Annotated in this window: 21 protein-coding genes and 3 tRNA genes; 3 read left to right on the top strand and 21 right to left on the bottom strand. The window is 72.0% G+C overall.

Annotation, left to right across the window (positions count from 1 at the left end):
- Positions 1–4: 4 nt before the first annotated feature.
- From QWJ41_RS02420 to rplJ, 5 genes are all read right to left on the bottom strand, one after another.
- The gene (locus tag QWJ41_RS02420; RefSeq protein WP_302705571.1) at positions 5–832 is read right to left on the bottom strand and encodes an MlaE family ABC transporter permease; all 828 of its coding nucleotides are present in this window, start codon (positions 830–832) and stop codon (positions 5–7) included.
- Between the two features lie 5 nt (positions 833–837).
- Positions 838–1,623 (bottom strand): MlaE family ABC transporter permease, encoded by a 786-nt coding sequence (locus tag QWJ41_RS02415; RefSeq protein WP_302705570.1) that lies wholly within the window; start codon positions 1,621–1,623, stop codon positions 838–840.
- A 16-nt stretch (positions 1,624–1,639) separates the two neighbouring features.
- A complete protein-coding gene (locus tag QWJ41_RS02410) occupies positions 1,640–2,593 on the bottom strand; it encodes an ABC transporter ATP-binding protein (RefSeq protein ID WP_302705569.1) in 954 nt (317 codons plus the stop codon).
- Positions 2,594–2,883: 290 nt separating this feature from the next.
- Positions 2,884–3,273: a 50S ribosomal protein L7/L12 gene (gene rplL, locus QWJ41_RS02405; RefSeq protein WP_193668657.1), complete on the bottom strand. Its 390-nt coding sequence runs from the start codon at positions 3,271–3,273 to the stop codon at positions 2,884–2,886.
- 92 nt (positions 3,274–3,365) lie between these two features.
- Positions 3,366–4,013 (bottom strand): 50S ribosomal protein L10, encoded by a 648-nt coding sequence (gene rplJ, locus QWJ41_RS02400; RefSeq protein WP_302705568.1) that lies wholly within the window; start codon positions 4,011–4,013, stop codon positions 3,366–3,368.
- Positions 4,014–4,279: 266 nt separating this feature from the next.
- Between rplJ and QWJ41_RS02395 the strand changes: the two genes are divergently transcribed.
- Positions 4,280–5,563 carry an aspartate aminotransferase type Ic gene (locus QWJ41_RS02395; protein ID WP_302705567.1) on the top strand — a complete coding sequence of 428 codons (1,284 nt, stop codon included), beginning with the start codon at positions 4,280–4,282 and terminating at the stop codon, positions 5,561–5,563.
- 89 nt (positions 5,564–5,652) lie between these two features.
- Here the strand turns inward: QWJ41_RS02395 and rplA are convergent, their stop codons facing one another.
- From rplA to QWJ41_RS02370, 5 genes are all read right to left on the bottom strand, one after another.
- Entirely contained in the window at positions 5,653–6,372 is a 720-nt protein-coding gene (gene rplA / locus QWJ41_RS02390) for a 50S ribosomal protein L1 (protein WP_302705566.1), read from the bottom strand.
- A gap of 113 nt (positions 6,373–6,485) precedes the next feature.
- On the bottom strand, positions 6,486–6,914 hold the full coding sequence (gene rplK / locus QWJ41_RS02385; protein WP_193668660.1) for a 50S ribosomal protein L11: 429 nt from the start codon (positions 6,912–6,914) through the stop codon (positions 6,486–6,488).
- Between the two features lie 137 nt (positions 6,915–7,051).
- On the bottom strand, positions 7,052–7,912 hold the full coding sequence (gene nusG / locus QWJ41_RS02380) for a transcription termination/antitermination protein NusG (RefSeq protein WP_302705675.1): 861 nt from the start codon (positions 7,910–7,912) through the stop codon (positions 7,052–7,054).
- An 84-nt stretch (positions 7,913–7,996) separates the two neighbouring features.
- Positions 7,997–8,236, bottom strand: a complete 240-nt coding sequence (gene secE, locus QWJ41_RS02375; protein ID WP_179614398.1) for a preprotein translocase subunit SecE — start codon at positions 8,234–8,236, stop codon at positions 7,997–7,999.
- A 52-nt stretch (positions 8,237–8,288) separates the two neighbouring features.
- Positions 8,289–8,361, bottom strand: a tRNA-Trp gene (locus tag QWJ41_RS02370).
- Between the two features lie 174 nt (positions 8,362–8,535).
- Between QWJ41_RS02370 and QWJ41_RS02365 the strand changes: the two genes are divergently transcribed.
- Complete coding sequence (locus tag QWJ41_RS02365; protein WP_302705565.1) at positions 8,536–9,591, top strand: adenosine deaminase; 1,056 nt, start codon at positions 8,536–8,538, stop codon at positions 9,589–9,591.
- Positions 9,588–10,013: a hypothetical protein gene (locus QWJ41_RS02360; RefSeq protein WP_302705564.1), complete on the top strand. Its 426-nt coding sequence runs from the start codon at positions 9,588–9,590 to the stop codon at positions 10,011–10,013. Before QWJ41_RS02365 ends, QWJ41_RS02360 begins: the two co-directional genes overlap by 4 nt.
- 33 nt (positions 10,014–10,046) lie before the next feature.
- On the opposite strand, the gene QWJ41_RS02355 is transcribed toward QWJ41_RS02360, so the two are convergent.
- The 11 genes from QWJ41_RS02355 to QWJ41_RS02305 all read right to left on the bottom strand — a co-directional run bounded on the left by QWJ41_RS02355 (position 10,047) and on the right by QWJ41_RS02305 (position 16,644).
- Complete coding sequence (locus tag QWJ41_RS02355; RefSeq protein WP_302705563.1) at positions 10,047–11,129, bottom strand: UDP-N-acetylmuramate dehydrogenase; 1,083 nt, start codon at positions 11,127–11,129, stop codon at positions 10,047–10,049.
- Complete coding sequence (locus QWJ41_RS02350; protein ID WP_302705562.1) at positions 11,122–11,529, bottom strand: MaoC/PaaZ C-terminal domain-containing protein; 408 nt, start codon at positions 11,527–11,529, stop codon at positions 11,122–11,124. The genes QWJ41_RS02355 and QWJ41_RS02350 overlap by 8 nt, the downstream gene beginning before the upstream one ends.
- Positions 11,526–11,930 carry an FAS1-like dehydratase domain-containing protein gene (locus QWJ41_RS02345; RefSeq protein ID WP_302705561.1) on the bottom strand — a complete coding sequence of 135 codons (405 nt, stop codon included), beginning with the start codon at positions 11,928–11,930 and terminating at the stop codon, positions 11,526–11,528. Before QWJ41_RS02345 ends, QWJ41_RS02350 begins: the two co-directional genes overlap by 4 nt.
- Positions 11,931–12,016: 86 nt before the next feature.
- The gene (gene rpmG, locus QWJ41_RS02340) at positions 12,017–12,187 is read right to left on the bottom strand and encodes a 50S ribosomal protein L33 (RefSeq protein WP_179614404.1); all 171 of its coding nucleotides are present in this window, start codon (positions 12,185–12,187) and stop codon (positions 12,017–12,019) included.
- Positions 12,188–12,241: 54 nt separating this feature from the next.
- Positions 12,242–12,315 (bottom strand) — tRNA-Met (locus tag QWJ41_RS02335).
- Positions 12,316–12,366: 51 nt separating this feature from the next.
- Positions 12,367–12,439 (bottom strand) — tRNA-Thr (locus QWJ41_RS02330).
- A 61-nt stretch (positions 12,440–12,500) separates the two neighbouring features.
- The gene (locus QWJ41_RS02325; RefSeq protein ID WP_302705560.1) at positions 12,501–13,910 is read right to left on the bottom strand and encodes an amidase; all 1,410 of its coding nucleotides are present in this window, start codon (positions 13,908–13,910) and stop codon (positions 12,501–12,503) included.
- A gap of 58 nt (positions 13,911–13,968) precedes the next feature.
- Complete coding sequence (locus tag QWJ41_RS02320) at positions 13,969–14,676, bottom strand: LrgB family protein (RefSeq protein WP_302705559.1); 708 nt, start codon at positions 14,674–14,676, stop codon at positions 13,969–13,971.
- Positions 14,673–15,053, bottom strand: coding sequence for a CidA/LrgA family protein (locus QWJ41_RS02315; protein ID WP_302705558.1), 381 nt, complete (start codon positions 15,051–15,053; stop codon positions 14,673–14,675). The genes QWJ41_RS02320 and QWJ41_RS02315 overlap by 4 nt, the downstream gene beginning before the upstream one ends.
- Positions 15,038–15,649 carry a DNA-3-methyladenine glycosylase I gene (locus tag QWJ41_RS02310; RefSeq protein WP_302705557.1) on the bottom strand — a complete coding sequence of 204 codons (612 nt, stop codon included), beginning with the start codon at positions 15,647–15,649 and terminating at the stop codon, positions 15,038–15,040. Before QWJ41_RS02310 ends, QWJ41_RS02315 begins: the two co-directional genes overlap by 16 nt.
- Positions 15,646–16,644: a pirin family protein gene (locus QWJ41_RS02305; protein ID WP_302705556.1), complete on the bottom strand. Its 999-nt coding sequence runs from the start codon at positions 16,642–16,644 to the stop codon at positions 15,646–15,648. The genes QWJ41_RS02310 and QWJ41_RS02305 overlap by 4 nt, the downstream gene beginning before the upstream one ends.
- Positions 16,645–16,800: the final 156 nt, after the last annotated feature.

Raw genomic sequence — 16,800 nt, 5'->3', positions numbered from 1 at the left:
CGTCTCAACCCGCCAAGCGAACGGTCGTGCTGGAGCCCCAGATGGCCATGGACAGGAACAGGTCGATCACGTTGACCGCCACGATGCTCGTGCGCACCGCGCGACCGACCGCGACGCCCACCCCGGCGGGGCCGCCGCCGGCGTTGTAGCCGTGGTAGCAGTGGATCAGGATCACCGCCACGGCGAAGACCAGCACCTTGCCGAAGGACCACAGCACGTCACCGGGTGGCAGGAACAGGTTGAAGTAGTGGTCGTAGGTGCCCGCGCTCTGCCCGAAGAACTGGGTGACGGTCAGGCGGGTGGCGAAGTAGGAGGACAGCAGCCCGACCACGTAGAGCGGGATGATCGCGATCAGGCCGCCGACGATGCGGGTGGTGACCAGGAACGGCATCGAGGGGATCGCCATCACCTCGAGGGCGTCGACCTCCTCGGAGATGCGCATGGCGCCGAGCTGGGCGGTGAAGCCGCAGCCGACGGTCGCGGCCAGGGCGATGCCGGCCACCAGCGGGGCGATCTCGCGGGTGTTGAAGTACGCCGAGACGAATCCGGCGAACGGCGCCGTGCCGAGCTGGTCGAGCGCGGCGTACCCCGAGAGGCCGACCTGGGCGCCGGTGAAGAACGTCATCGCCAGGATGACCCCGACGGTGCCGCCGATGACCGCCAGCGCGCCCGAGCCGAGCGTGACCTCGGCGAGGATCCGCAGGATCTCCTTGGGGTAGCGCTTGATCGACCGCGGGGTCGCCATCAGCGCGCGGACGTAGAACGCCAGCTCCTCGCCGAGGCGGTCGAGCGCTCCGGCGGGCTTGGTGTAGACCGACTTGATGCTTGCCATCTGCCTCAGCCCGTCTTCGGGGGGACGACCTGGAGGTAGATCGCACTCAGGACGAAGTTGACGATGAACAGGAGGACGAAGGTGATGACCACGGACTCGTTCACCGCGTCACCCACGCCCTTGGGGCCGCCGTTGGCGTTCATGCCCTTGTAGGCCGCGACGATGGCGGCGATCATGCCGAAGATCAGCGCCTTGAGCAGCCCCACCCACAGGTCGGGCAGCTGGGCCAGCGCGGTGAAGCTGGCGATGTAGGCGCCGGGTGTGCCGCCCTGCAGGCCGACGTTGAAGACGTAGCCGCCGGCCACGCCCACCACGCTGACCAGGCCGTTGAGGAAGACCGCGACCAGCATCGCCGCGAGCACGCGCGGCACCACGAGACGCTGGATCGGGTCGATGCCCAGCACCATCATGGCGTCGAGCTCTTCTCGGATCTTGCGGGCGCCGAGGTCGGCCGCGATCGCCGAGCCACCGGCGCCGGCGATCAGCAGGGCGGTGCCGATGGGCGCCGCCTGCTGGACCACCGCGAGCACCGAGGCCGAGCCGGTGAACGACTGGGCGCCGAACTGCTTGATCAGGCCGCCGACCTGCAGCGCGATGACCGCACCGAACGGGATCGCGACCAGGGCCGTGGGGATGATCGTGACCGACGCGATGAACCAGGCCTGCTGGATGAACTCGCGCAGCTGGAAGGGACGACGGAAGAGCCCACGCCCCACGTCGAGGGCGAAGGCGAAGAGGTTGCCTGCGGCCCCGACGGGCGCGAGGACCCGGGTCGCCGTTGAAGATGCCACGTGTCTCAGGTCCCCCTCAGGCCCCGGGCGCCATGGAGATGTTGTCCTCGAAGGAGCCGGGCGGCGGGGTGATCCCCTGCTCGCGGCACCAGGCGCCGGGCTCGCGCTGCGAGCGGCGGGCGATGCCGTTGGAGGGCTCGAGCTGCATCGGGATCGGCGGCAGCGGCGGCAGCTCCTGGTCGGACTCGGCGGCCAGCTCGTCGGCGTCCTTCTCCTCCGACATGCCGATCGGACCGATCTTCTGGGCGTTGAGGAACTGGCGCACGACCGGCTCCTCCGAGCTCAGCAGCATCTCGCGCGGGCCGAACATGGCCAGGTGCTTGTGGTAGAGCAGGCCGATGTTGTCGGGCACCGTGCGGGCGGTGTTGATGTCGTGGGTCACGATCAGGAAGGTGGCGTCGATCTGGGCGTTGAGGTCGACGATGAGCTGGTTGAGGAACGAGGTGCGCACCGGGTCGAGGCCCGAGTCGGGCTCGTCGAAGAGCACGATCTCGGGGTCGAGGACCAGCGCCCGGGCCAGGCCGGCGCGCTTGCGCATGCCGCCCGAGATCTCGCCGGGCAGCTTGTGCTCGGTGCCGATCAGGCCGGTGATGTCGAGCTTCTCCATGACGATCGCGCGGATCTCGGACTCGCTCTTCTTGGTGTGCTCGCGCAGCGGGAAGGCGATGTTGTCGTAGAGGTTCATCGAGCCGAACATCGCGCCGTCCTGGAACAGCACGCCGAAGAGCTTGCGGATCTCGTAGAGCTCGCGCTCGGAGCAGGAGGCGATGTCGGTGCCCTCGATGATGATCGAGCCGCGGTCGGGCTTGAGCAGGCCGATCAGCGTCTTGAGGAACACCGACTTGCCGGTGCCCGAAGGACCGAGCATCACGCAGATCTCGCCAGCCGGGATCGTCAGCGACACGTCACCCCAGATCAGCTGCTTGCCGAACGACTTGGTCAAGTCGTTGACCTCGATCTCCACGCCCATGCCGTGCTCCCCTTCGCGGTCTGCGCTCGTCGTCCCCGTGCTGGAGCCCGGACCGGCTCACACTCATCAGTAACAACGCTGCCTGCGCCGTGAGGTTACGCATTATTGTCGCCTCCGTCACTCGCGCGCGGGGTTTCGAGACCAACCCGTCACCACTTGTCCGAACATCCCGCAGACACTGCCCCGGACACTGCCCCGGACGACGGTTTCACCGCGCGCGACCTGCGCAAATGCAACGACCCCCGCCGACCGTGAGGTCGACGGGGGTCGTCGGAGTCAGCGACGTGTCGTCACTTGAGGGTGACGGTGGCGCCGGCGCCCTCGAGGGCCTCCTTGGCCTTCTCGGCCGCAGCCTTGTCGACCTTCTCCAGGATCGCCTTGGGGGCGGCCTCGACCAGCTCCTTGGCCTCCTTCAGGCCGAGCGAGGTGAGGGCGCGCACCTCCTTGATGACGTTGATCTTCTTGTCACCAGCGGCCTCGAGGACGACGTCGAACTCGTCCTGCGCAGCGGCCTCCTCGCCACCGGCGGCACCGCCGGCGGCGGGGGCGGCGGCAACGGCGACCGGGGCGGCGGCGGTGACGTCGAAGGTCTCCTCGAACTGCTTCACGAACTCGGAGAGCTCGATGAGGGTCATCTCCTTGAACGCGTCGAGGAGCTCGTCGGTGCTGAGCTTCGCCATGGTGGCGGTTCCTTCCGTTAGGTGGCCGGCACCCGATCAGGTGCGGTTCGGCCGGGTTTCAGGTGGTGTGCTGCCGTGCTGAGCCGTCAGGCTCAGGCCTCGGCGGTGTCGCCCTCGTCGGAGGCCTCCGCCGCAGCGGGGGCCTCGTCGGCGGGGGCCTCGGCCGCAGCCGGGGCCTCCTCGGCGGCGGCCGGGGTGCCGGCACCACCTGCGAGGATCGAGGGGTCCTGCTCGGCCTTCGACTCCAGCGCACCCGCGAGACGGGCGACCTGGGCGATCGGGGCCTGGAACAGGGAGACGGCGTTCTGGAGCGACGCGAGCATCGCGCCGGCCAGCTTGCCCATGAGGACCTCGCGCGACTCGAGGTCGGCCAGCTTGGCCACCTCCTGCGCGGAGAGCGGGCTGCCGTCCAGGATGCCGCCCTTGATGATCAGGGCGGGGTTGGCCTTGGCAAAGTCACGCAGACCCTTGGCGGCCTCGACCACGTCACCCTCGATGAAGGCGATGGCGGTGGGGCCGACGAGGATGTCGTCGAAGCCGGAGATGCCCACCTGGTTGGCGGCGATCTTGGCGAGCGTGTTCTTGACCACGGCGTAGTTGGCGTTCTCGCCGAGGGAGCGCCGCAGGTCCTGCAGCTCCTTCACGGTGAGACCGCGGTAGTCGGTCAGCACAGCGCCAGCAGAGGTGTTGAACTGCTCAACGATCTCTGCGACGGCTGCCTGCTTGTCTGGCCGCGCCATGGGTCTCCTTCCGGACGGTGAGACCGTGGTCCGGTGGGCCTGGCCCTGAGACGACGAACGCCCCGAGCGCAGGCTCAGGGCGTGGTCCCCGTCATGGACGGGGTGCTCTGTACTCCTGCGCTGGTCGCCCGATCACTCGGAGCCTTCGGTCACCCCACGTGCGTGGCGCGACGACCGGCGGTCTCTGGTTACGAGCAGGACAGTACGCCGTCCACGCGGGGCCGGCCAAATCGGCTCGTCGCGGGCGGGCTGGCAGGATCGTCACCATGACCACGCGTTCGCCGCTCCGCTCCCTGTCCGCCGACGAGCTCGCGACCTTCCTGGCCGCCCAGCAGGAGGCCTACGCCGCCCTGCAGGCACGCGACCTGGGCCTCGACCTGACCCGCGGCAAGCCGTCCAGCGCCCAGCTGGACCTCTCCGACGCCCTGCTCGACCTGCCCACCTCCACCACCGACGCCACCGGCACCGACGTGCGCAACTACGGCGGCCTCGAGGGCCTGGCGCAGCTGCGGGAGATCTTCGCCGAGCTGCTGGAGGTCGAGAAGGCGCAGCTGATCTGCGGCGGCAACTCCAGCCTGACGATGATGCACCAGGCACTGACCTACCTGCTGCTGTGGGGCGGGCCGGGCTCCGAGCGGGCCTGGAAGGACGAGCCGGTGGTCAAGTTCGTCTGCCCGGTGCCCGGCTACGACCGGCACTTCTCCATGCTGGCCGACTTCGGCATCGAGATGCTCACCGTGCCGATGCACGACGACGGCCCCGACGTCGAGGCCGTCGCCGCGCTGGTGGCCGACGACCCGGCGGTCAAGGGCATGTGGGTGGTGCCGACGTACGCCAACCCGACCGGCTCGGTGGTCTCCCCCGACGTCGCCCAGGCGCTGATGTCGATGCCCACCGCGGCTCCCGACTTCCGGGTCTTCTGGGACAACGCCTACGCGCTGCACCACCTGGGCGACGAGGAGGTCCGCAGCGCCGACGCGCTCGGCCTGGCCGCCGAGGCCGGGAACCCCGACCGGCCGGTCATGTTCGCCTCGACCTCCAAGATCACCTGGGCGGGCGCCGGGGTGGCCTTCATGGCCATGTCGGAGGCCAACAAGGCCTGGTTCCTGCAGCACCTCTCGATGGCCTCGATCGGGCCCGACAAGGTCAACCACCTGCGCCACGTGCAGCTCTTCGGCGACGCCGAGGGGGTGCGCGAGCACATGCGCAAGCACCGGGCGCTGATCGCGCCCAAGTTCGCCGCCGTCGACGCGGCGCTGACCGGCACGCTCGAGGGCCTCGAGATCGCCGAGTGGACCCGGCCCACCGGTGGCTACTTCGTCAACCTCGACGTGCTCGACGGCACCGCCACCCGCGTGGTCGAGCTGGCCAAGCAGGCCGGCATCGCGCTGACCCCCGCCGGCGCGTCCTTCCCGCACGGCCAGGACCCCCGCGACCGCAACATCCGGCTCGCGCCGACCTTCCCCCCGCTCGAGCAGGTCGAGACCGCCATGGCCGGTGTGGCCACCTGCGTGGCGCTGGCCGCCGCCGAGCAGCTCAGCGCGAGCTGAGGCTCCCCCACCACGCGCCACGACGCACGAAGGCCCGGTCCCTGTCGAGCAGGGACCGGGCCTTCGGCGTACGAAGGAGGCTCAGGCGATCAGGCCTGGACCTCGTCCTCGGACGCGACGTTCTTGGTGCGGTTGGGGTCGACCTGCACGCCGGGGCCCATCGTCGTGGAGACGGTGACCTTCTTGATGTAGCGGCCCTTGGAGCTGGCCGGCTTGAGACGCAGCACCTCCTCGAGGGCGGCGGCGTAGTTCTCGGCCAGCTGGGTCTCGCCGAAGGAGGCCTTGCCGATGATGAAGTGCAGGTTGGCGTGGCGGTCGACGCGGAACTCGATCTTGCCGCCCTTGATGTCGGACACGGCCTTGGCCACGTCCGGCGTCACGGTGCCGGTCTTCGGGTTCGGCATCAGGCCGCGGGGGCCCAGGACGCGACCGAGCCGGCCGACCTTGCCCATCATGTCGGGCGTGGCCACGACGGCGTCGAAGTTGAGGTAGCCGCCGTTGACCTTCTCGATCAGCTCGTCGCCACCGACCTCGTCGGCGCCGGCCTCGCGGGCCGCCTCGGCCTTGTCGCCGTTGGCGAAGACCAGGACGCGGGCGGTCTTGCCGGTGCCGTGGGGCAGGTTGACGGTGCCGCGCACCATCTGGTCGGCCTTGCGGGGGTCGACGCCGAGGCGCATGACCACGTCGACGGTCTCGTCGAACTTCTTCTTGCTGGTCGTCTTGGCGATCTTGATCGCGGACAGCGGGGCGTGGAGCTCGTCCTGGTCGAACTGCTCCGCGGCCGCGCGGTAGGTCTTGCTGCGCTGCATGTCTGGTCTCTCTCTTCTTGGTCCAGGTGTGGTCAGGTGGGCCAGCGCGGCCCTGCCACAGGTGCGGTACGCCGACCCGCACGGGGCGGGTGCGGCGTGCGACGACGGGTCGGTCAGTCGGTGGTGATGCCCATGGAGCGGGCGGTGCCCTCGACGATCTTCATCGCGGCGTCGATGTTGTTCGCGTTGAGGTCGGGCAGCTTGGTCTGGGCGATCTCGCGCACCTGGTCCTTGGTCAGCTTGCCGACCTTCTCCTTGTGCGGGACGCCCGAGCCCTTCTGCAGGCCCGCGGCCTTCTTGATCAGCTCGGCGGCCGGCGGGGTCTTCGTGATGAAGGTGAAGGACCGGTCCTCGTAGATGGTGATCTCGACGGGGATCACGTTGCCGCGCATGGACTCGGTCTGCGCGTTGTAGGCCTTGCAGAAGTCCATGATGTTGACGCCGTGGGGGCCCAGGGCCGTACCGACCGGCGGGGCGGGCGTCGCGGCGCCGGCCTGCAGCTGCACCTTGACCAGTGCGGCGATCTTCTTCTTGGGAGGCATGAAGCTGGTTCTCTTTCTCTCTCGTGGTCATGACGAGGGCGGGCTGGGCCCTCTGCCACCTGCGTGTTGCGTCTCGCGCCCACCATTGTGCGGCGCGCGGGCCCCGCCGGCCCAATCGGACCGGACGGGGTGGTGCCTCAGACCCGCTGGATCTGGCTGAAGCTGAGCTCGACCGGCGTCTCGCGGCCGAAGATCTCGACCAGCGCCTTGACCCGCTGGGCCTCGGCGTTGATCTCGGTGATCGTGGCATGCAGCGTCGCGAACGGACCGTCGACGACCATGACCGAGTCGGAGACCTCGAAGTCGGCGACCTCGACGGGCTTCTTGGCGGTGGTCTGCGAGCCGGGCGACGCGGTGCCGGCGGCGACGGCCTCGGCCTCGGCGCGGGCCACGACGGCGGGGGCCAGCATGTCCTCGACCTCACGCATGGTGAGCGGGACGGGCTGGTGGGAGTTGCCGACGAAGCCGGTCACCGAGGGCGTGTGCCGCACGGCCGACCAGGACTCGTCGGTGAGGTCCATGCGGACCAGCACGTAGCCGGGGAGGACGGTGCGCTTGACCATCTTGCGCTGGCCGTTCTTGATCTCCGCGACCTCCTCGGTGGGGACCACGATCTCGTGGATGTAGTCCTCCATGTTGAGGGAGATGATGCGGTTCTCCAGGTTCGACTTCACCCTGTTCTCCATGCCGGAGTAGGTGTGCACGACGAACCAGTCGCCCGGCTTGGCCCACAGCTCGCGGCGGAACGCCTCGAGCGGGTCGTCGGCGTCCTCCTCGGGCTCGGGGGCGTCCTCGGCGTCGACCTCGTCGGCCACCTCCGCCTCGTCGGCCTCGGCGTCAGCGACCGCCTGGGCGGCGCTGTCGTCGACGGCACCGTCGACGGCCTCGTCGGCCTCCGGGTGCGACACCGGCTCCACCGGGTCGACCTCGGGGTTCTCCGACGTCTCCGTCTCCTCGGTCTCGACCGAGTCGTACTGCTCCGTCACGCGCTGCTCCATCACGTTGCTGTGCTCAATTGCCTGCGCCGGCGTGCGCCGGTCGCAAGGGGCCGTGGCCACGACGGGTCACCGTCGCGACTGCGGTCACTGGTCGGACTGGCCGGTGAAGACGAAGAACGCCAAGCGCCCCAGACCGAGGTCGAGGGCCGAGATGATCGCCATCATCATCAGGACGAAGACCATGACCACGATGAAGTACGTGACCAGCTGCTCCTGGGTGGGCCAGACGACCTTGCGGAGCTCGGCGACCACCTGTCGGTAGAACGTCACCGGGTTCGTGCGCTCGGCCTTCTCGCCGTCGCGGACCGGCTTGCTGTCCGACACGCCGTCACCATTCCTTCGCTCGTCCGTCCGGCCTCACCGACCAGATGTCCTGCAGGGCACGAGGGACTTGAACCCCCAACCTTCGGTTTTGGAGACCGATGCTCTGCCAGTTGAGCTAGTGCCCTCCGGTGGCACCCGGGCATGCCGAAGCATGTGGGGATCCACCAATCGAGGAGTCTACGGGGAAGGCCCCTGCCCCGTCCAAACCGGCCCCGGCGTCGAGCGTCGCGCCGGCCCCTAGGGTGGGGGGATGAGCGAGTGGCCAGGACAGGACCCAGGACCGGACCCGGGACCAGACGTTGCGTGACCTGCACCAGCTGCCCAAGGCCCACCTGCACCTGCACTTCACCGGCTCGATGCGTCACGAGACGCTGCTCGAGCTGGCCGCGCGCGACCAGGTGGCGCTGCCCGACTCGTTGGTCGACCAGTGGCCGCCGCGCCTCAGCGCCGCCGACGAGAAGGGCTGGTTCCGCTTCCAGCGCCTCTACGACGTGGCCCGCTCGGTGCTGCGCACCGAGGACGACGTACGCCGCCTGGTGCGCGAGGCCGCCGAGGACGACGTGGCCGACGGCGGTCGCTGGCTGGAGATCCAGGTCGACCCCAGCGGCTACGCCGCGCGCTTCGGCGGCGCGACCGCCTTCACCGACCTGGTCCTCGACGCCGTCGACCAGGCCTCGCGCGAGACCGGGCTGGGCATCGGGGTGCTGGTCGCGGCCAACCGCACCCGGCACCCGCTGGACGCCCGCACCCTGGCCCGGCTGGCCGCGCAGTACGCCGGGCGGGGCGTGGTCGGCTTCGGCCTCTCCAACGACGAGCGGCGCGGCACGACCAGCGACTTCGCCGCGGCGTTCCGCATCGCGCGCCGCGCCGACCTGCTCCTGGCCCCCCACGGCGGCGAGCTGCGCGGGCCCGAGCACGCACGCACCTGCCTCGACGAGCTGCACGCCGACCGGCTCGGGCACGGGGTGCGGGTCGCCGAGGACCCCGCTCTCCTCGAGCGGGTCGCCGCCGACGGCGTGACGCTGGAGGTCTGCCCGGTCTCCAACGTCGCCCTCGGGGTCTACTCCGACCTCACCTCGGTGCCGCTGCCGACGCTGCTCGAGGGCGGCGCCCAGGTCGCGCTGGGCGCCGACGACCCGCTGCTCTTCGGTTCACGCCTGGCCGGGCAGTACGCCACGATGCGCGCCGCGCACGACCTCGACGACGCCACCCTGGCCGAGCTGGCCCGGATGTCGCTGCGCGGCTCCCGGGCGCCCTCCGACGTGCACGAGCGAGCCCTGGCCGACATCGACGCCTGGCTCGCGGCTCCCGGCCCCCACGACGGGGAGCCGCGCAGTGAGAGGATGACGCCGTGACTGATCGGGACCCGGACGACACGACTCCCTCGAGCCCCTCGACCCCGCCGCCGTACCGGCAGGACCCGCACGGGTCGCCGTACCCGCCGCAGGGCTACGGCCAGCCCTACTACCCGCAGGGCCAGCACGTGCCCGGCCAGGGCCCGACGATCCACCCGCAGGCCAATACCGCCCTGGTGCTGGGCATCGTGTCGCTGGCCGGCGGCATGCTCTGCGGGCTGCCGCTGCTGGCGGGCCCCTTCGCCTGGTACACCGGCCGCAAGGTCAAGCGCGAGATCGAGGCGGCACCGCAGCACTACACCGGCGGCAGCGAGGCCGGCGCCGGGATGGTGCTGGGCATCGTCTCGACGGTGCTGCTGGCCCTCGGCCTGCTCGCCGGGGTGCTGCTCGTGGGGCTGCTGGTCATCGGCGCCTCCGCCTGATCGGCCGGACCGCGACGGTCTCAGGCCGCGCAGTCAGTCGTCGTCGAGGTCGCAGCCGAGCAGCACCGGCTCGTTGACCAGGCGTACGCCGAAGCGCTGCTGCACGCCGTCGCGCACGTGGCGGGCCAGGGCCAGCAGGTCGCTGGTGCTCGCCTCGCCCCGGTTGGTCAGGGCCAGGGTGTGCTTGCTCGAGAGCCGCGCGCGCCCGCTGCCGACGTCGGCGCCGTACCCGCGGGCGAAGCCGGCGTGCTCGATCAGCCAGGCGGCGCTGGTCTTCACCCGCCCGTCGGGCTGCTCCCAGGCCGGGGCGCCCTCGGGGAGCGCGTCGGCGTCGACGACCGGGTTGGTGAAGAAGGAGCCGGCGCTCCAGGTGTCGTGGTCGTCGGCGTCGAGGACCATGCCCTTGCCGGCACGCAGGCCCAGCACCGCGTCGCGGACCGCGCGCAGCGGCGCCCGCTGGCCGGCCTCGACGCCCAGCACCCGCGACAGCTCGCCGTAGCGCACGGGCGCGGCCAGGGTGCCGGTGGCGAGCTGGAAAGTCACCGAGAGCACCACGTGGCGCCCGGGCTCGGCCTTGAACCGCGAGTGGCGGTAGGAGAAGTCGCAGTCGGCGTTGGCCAGGGTGCGGACCTGCTGGTCGCGCCGGTCGTAGGTGCGCACCGAGGCGATCGTCTGGGCGACCTCCTGGCCGTAGGCACCGACGTTCTGCACCGGCGTGGCCCCCACGCTGCCGGGGATGCCGGAGAGCGCCTCGACACCGACCCAGCCGCGCTCGACGGCGGTCGCCACGAACGCGTCCCAGTCCTCCCCCGCCGCGACCGTCACCAGCACGCCGCCGCAGGCCGCGTCGTCGCCGCCGGCGTCGACGTCGGGCACGACCCCCCGGGTGGCCACCTCGACCACCGTGCCGGCGAACCCCTCGTCGGCCACCACCAGGTTGCTCCCGCCGCCCAGGAGCAGCACCGGCTCCCCCGCCGCGTCGGCGGCGGCGACGGCTGCGACCAGCTCGGCCTCGGTGCTCGCGCGCACCCAGCGCGCAGCAGGGCCGCCCAGGCGCAGCGTGGTGCGCTCCGAGAGCCGCGGGTGGGTCGTGCCGTCGCCGGTGGGCTCAGCCATCGACGGCCACCACGGCGCGCGGCATCCCGAGCACCTTCGTGCCCGCGCAGGTGACCTCGAGCACGATCGTGGCCCGCCCGTCCTCGACGGACTTCACGCTGCCGCCCACCACGACGACGACGCCCTCGTCGTCGTCGGGCACCACGACGGGGGCAGTGAACTTGCAGCCGATCTCGAGCACCGGGGCGTCGTGGGTCCAGGTCGCGACCGCACGGGCGGCCAGCGCCATGGTGTACATGCCGTGGGCGATCACGCCCGGCAGGCCCACCTGGGTGGCGACGCGGTCGGACCAGTGGATGGGGTTGAGGTCGCCGCTGGCGGCCGCGTAGGCGACCAGGCCGGCGCGGGTGACGGCGTACTCCTGCGGCGCGAGGACGGCGCCGGGCTCGAGGTGGGTCATGCCTGCTCCTCCGCGCGGTGCACCAGGGTCGCCCCGGCGGTGCACACCAGGGCGCCGGTCTCGTCGTGGACCTCGCTGCGGGTGCCGATGATGTCGTTGCCGCCGATCTGGCGCAGCGAGGCGACGCTCAGGGTCGTGGTGAGCACGTCACCGGGCACCACGGGACGCTCGTAGGTGAAGCGCTGCTCGCCGTGCACGATGCGGCGCAGCTCGACCTGCTCGGACTCGAGGAAGGCGTTCATCGCCTCGAAGGCCAGCACGATCGGGAAGGTCGCCGGGGCCGGGCCGCCCTCCCAGGTGGCGCCGCTGGCGGCCGCGAAGGTGCGCAGCCGTTCCTCGGTCACGGCGTACGGCCGGGTCGGTGGGAACGAGCGGCCGACGAGCGAGGGGTCCAGCGCCATGTCTCCAACCTAGTACGCGGGAACGACGAACGGCCCGCCCGGTGTCCCGGACGGGCCGCTCGCGACGAGCTGGTGAGCCGCTGGTCTCAGCGGGTCTCGCGGTGCGTCGTGTGCTGACGGCACCGGGGGCAGAACTTCGCCAGGTCCAGACGGTCGGGGTCGTTGCGGCGGTTCTTCTTGGTGATGTAGTTGCGCTCCTTGCACTCCGTGCAGGCGAGAGTGATCTTGGGGCGAACGTCGGAGCTCTTGGAGGCCACGGGGAAGTCCTTGGGTCGGTTCGGGGTGCTTGAGGTGTCGCTCGTCAGGTGCAGTAGCGGGAGCGGGACTCGAACCCGCGACACCACGATTATGAGTCGTGTGCTCTAACCACCTGAGCTACCCCGCCACGGGGCCGGGTCCGCCCGCCAGGATAGTCCGGCGGGCCAACCTCTCCCAGAGCCCCTTTACGGAATCGAACCGTAGACCTTCTCCTTACCATGGAGACGCTCTGCCGACTGAGCTAAAGGGGCAACGCGGAAGAAGATTACACACACCCCCCGGGGAGTGGAAATCGAGGCCCCCCGCCCTGGGTCACACCCCCTCTGACCTGCCCAGATGCGTGAACGGACGCGCCTGCTCCAGCTCCAGCGCCAGCTCGAGGAGGAGCGCCTCGCGCCCGTGCCCGGCGCTGAGCATCATGCCCAGCGGGAGCCCGTCGGCATCGGTCGCGAGGGGCAGGGAGACGGCCGGGTCGCCGGTGGCGTTCTGCCACGGCGTGAAGGCCACCCACTCCTGCAGCCGCTCGATGACGGTGTCGTAGCCGAGCCCCGGCGCGAGGTGGCCGACCAGCGGGGTCGGGGTGGCCAGCGTGGGGGTCAGCAGCACGTCGTGGCGCTCGTGGAAGCGTGCCGAGACCCCGGCCGTGCGACGCAGCCGGGCCACCGCGCCGGGCAGTCGGACCAGGTGGCGGCGTACGTGCTCGCCCAGGCCGTGGGTGAGCTCGTCGAGGCGGGTGCGGTCGAAGGTGCGGCCATGCTGGCTGCGTCCGCCGACGAGCGACGCGGCGGCCAGCGAGGCCCAGTAGAGCAGGAAGTCGTCGGCGAAGGAGGCCGGCGCGGGAGCCGCGACCTCCTCGACGTGGTGGCCCAGCTCCTCGAGCAGTGCGGCCGTGCGCAAGGTCTGCTCGGCGACCTCGGGGGTCGCGGCGCGTCCGGCCCCCGTCGTCGTGACCCCGATGCGCAGGCGCTGGCGCCCGGGGCGGGTGATGTCGCCCATAGGCGGCAGCGACAGGTCGCGGTAGACCTTCTCGGCCTCGCGGAGGAAGGCCGCGGTGTCGCGCACCGAGCGGGTCAGCACGCCGTCGCTGATGATGCGCACGGGCATCCGCCGCAGCAGCACGTCCTGGGCCAGCCGGCCCCGGGTGGGCTTGAGGCCGACGAGGCCGTTGACGGCCGCGGGGATGCGGATCGAGCCCCCGCCGTCGTTGGCGTGCGCGATCGGCACCGCGCCGGCGGCGACCAGCGCCGCGGAGCCGGCCGACGAGGCGCCGGCGGTGCGGGCGGGGTCCCACGGGTTGCGCACCGGGCCCAGGCGGGGGTGCTCCGCGGCGGCGCTGAACCCGAGCTCGGAGAGCCGGGTCTTGCCCAGTGCCACCAGCCCGGTGGCCAGGTACATCCGGGTCAGGTCGCCGTCGCGGCGCGCCGGGCGCCCCACGAAGGCGTCGGTGCCGTGCAGGGTGGGCATCCCCTCGACGTCGACGTTGTCCTTGAGGTAGGTCGGCACGCCGGAGAAGAAGCCGCCGCGCGGGGCGGCCGCCTCGGCCCGGGCCCGCTCCCAGGCCCGCCAGGCCACGGCGCCGAGCTCGGCGTCGACGGCCTCGGTGCGGGTGATCGCGGCCTGCACCACCTCCCGCGCGCTGACCTCACCGGCGGCCAGCGCCGCCACGGTGCCCACCGCGTCGAGGTGGCCCAGGGCGTCGTCGGTGTACGCGTGCACGCTCATGGGCAGCGAACCTAGCGTCCCCCGACCGGACGGGTGGGCGAGTCCGCGAGAGCCGAGGTCAGAGGAGCAGGGCGACCAGGAGCGGCGCCACGACGCTCGTGACGAGCGCCGTCAGCCCCATCGCCAGCCCCGAGAACGCCCCCTCCACCGGGTGGTCGACGATCATCCGGCCGGTGCCGATGCCGTGGGAGACCGAGCCGACGGCGAGCCCGCGGGCGCGGTGGTCGCGCACCCGCAGGAGGCCCAGCACGCCCGGCCCGGCGACGGCGCCGAGGATGCCGGCGGTGATCGTCAGCGCGGCGGTCAGCGGCGGCAGGCCGCCGAGGGTGTCGGAGACCGCGATCGAGACCGGGGTGGTCGTGGCCTTGGGGGCCATGCTGCGCGCGAGCAGGTCGTCGCCGCCCAGGAGGCGCACGAGTCCCACCGCAGCCGCCACCGACACGACGGCACCGGCCACGACGGCGCTCAGCAGGGGCAGCACGAAGCCGCGCAGCCGGGCGAGCTGGCGGTGCAGCGGCACGGCCAGGGCCACGGTGGCCGGACCGAGCGCGAAGGTGATCAGCGCCGTGTCGTCGGCGTACGACGCGTAGTCGACGTCGAGGAGCACGACCAGCGCACCCACGAGCACGATCGCGACCAGCACCGGCTGGGCCAGCGGGTGCGACCCGGTGCGCTCGCGCAGCCACAGGCCGAGCCGGTAGGCCAGCAGGGTCACCACCAGCCACAGCAGCGGCTGGTCGAGCACGGCGTCCGCGGCGCCGTTCACGGGGCTCCCCCGGCGGCTCCGGGCTCGTCGACGACGCGGGTGCGGCGTCCGAGCCGGTCGGCCAGGACGCCGACGACGCCCAGCCCCAGCAGCCACGAGCCGACCAGCGCGACGGCGACCGCGAGCGGGTCGTCACGCAGCACGCCGGCGTAGGCGACGATGCCGACCCCGGCGGGCACGAAGAGCAGCTGCAGGTGCGGCAGCAGCGCGTCGGCGGTGCGGTGCACGGGACTGTCGTCGGGCGGGTCGCGCAGCACCAGCACCACGAGCAGCAGCACCATGCCGACCACCGGCCCGGGCACGGGCACGCCCGTCGCCTCGACGACGAGCTCACCGGCGAGCTGGCAGGCCAGCAGCCAGGTCAGTCCGAGGAGCACCGGGTCAGTGTGGCCGACGCCGCCCGGCGATGACAGCCCACCAGGTGCGGGTCGAAGATCCCGATCGCCTCCATCAGCGCGAACATCGTGGTCGGGCCGACGAAGACGAAGCCGCGGCGCTTGAGGTCCTTGCTCAGCGCCAGCGACTCGGGCGAGGTGGTCTGCTGCTCCTCGGTCGTGGCCGGGGCGGGCGGCACCGCGGGCGCGTGCGAGCGCACCAGCGCCTCCAGCCCGCCGTCCTCGCGCAGCTCCACGGTGGCGGCCGCGTTGACCAGCGCCGCCTCGATCTTGCGACGGTTGCGCACGATGCGGGCGTCACCCATCAGCCGCTCGACGTCGGCGGCGTCGTACGCCGCGACCCGCTCGGCGTCGAAGCCCGCGAAGACCTCGCGGAAGGCCGGCCGCTTGGCGAGGATCGTCGCCCACGACAACCCCGACTGGAACGCCTCCAGCGTCAGCCGCTCGAGGTGCGCGCTCTCGCCCTCGACCGGTCGGCCCCACTCGTGGTCGTGGTAGTCGCGCATCGTGCCGGGCGCGGCGCCCGCCCAGGGGCAGCGCGGCACCCCGTCGTCGACGCCGACGACCGGGCCGTTCATCCGCGTTCCCTGAGCCGCGCGTTGGGCAGCGGCGGCGCCGGGATGGGGCGGGTGTGGTCGCCCTCGACGACGCCGAAGCGGCCGGGGGCGACCTGCTGGGCGTCGGCCACCACCTCGCCGTCGCGCTCGACCTGCGCCTGCCACTCCTCGCGGAAGGCCACGACCTCCTCGTGGCTGCGGCCCACGAAGTTCCACCACATCACGATCGACTCGCCGACCGGGGTGCCGCCGAGCAGCAGCAGCCGGGTCGGCTCCCCGCCGGCGACCAGGGTGGTGCTCGGGCGCCCCGGCGGCACGTAGCCCAGCTCGTGGCCGGCCACGGCGACCCCGTCGACCTCGACGGCGCCCAGGTCGACCAGGACCCCGTGCTCGTGGGTCTCGTCGACGTCGAGGCGCAGCGTGGTGCCGGGCTCGAGCACGATCTCGGCGCCCACCAGCGGGGTGTGCGTGCCCACCGGCGAGCGCTCCCCGAGCAGCTCGCCCAGGAACACCCGGGCGCGCCAGCCGGGGCCCTCGACGGGCTCGGGCGCGTAGTGCTCGAAGCCTGGATCGGTGTGCCGGCTGGCGTCGGGCAGCGCCACCCACAGCTGCGCGCCGTGCAGGATGCCGGTGGTCGTCGTGCTGATCTCGGAGTGGCTGATGCCGCGCCCGGCGGTCATCAGGTTCAGCTCGCCGGGCCGCACCACGGCGTGGTGCCCGGCCGAGTCGCGGTGCTCGATCTCGCCGCTGAACAGCCAGCTGACGGTCTGCAGGCCGGTGTGCGGGTGCGGGGTGACCTTCATGCCCCCGGTCGCGCCGACGTCGTCGGGGCCGTAGTGATCGACGAAGCACCACGCGCCGACCAGCGAGCGCGAGCGCTGCGGGAGCGTGCGGCGTACGAGCATGGCGCGGGGACCGCCGAGCGGCACCTCGCGAGCCGGCAGCACCTCCACGCCGCCCGCCGGCGGGCCGGGCGTGCAGGTGACCTCGTCGGGGTGCGGCTCGGGGTTGCTCACCTCGTCGAGACTAGTCGCCGACCAGGCCCAGATCTCGCGCTGACCCGGCCCGAACTTCGCCCTGAGTCGGCCCGAACCGACCCCGGGCAGCCCTCTGGACCACCTCGCCCGCACCCGGCGTCGCCGCTAGGTTGCTGGCACTGGTCGAGCACGCCC

It is taken from the genome of Nocardioides cremeus, assembly GCF_030518195.1.
In the GTDB taxonomy this organism is placed as follows: Bacteria; Actinomycetota; Actinomycetes; order Propionibacteriales; family Nocardioidaceae; genus Nocardioides; species Nocardioides cremeus.
The sequence above is the reverse complement of the archived record's forward strand: the minus strand, read 5'-3'. Positions and strand labels throughout refer to the sequence as shown.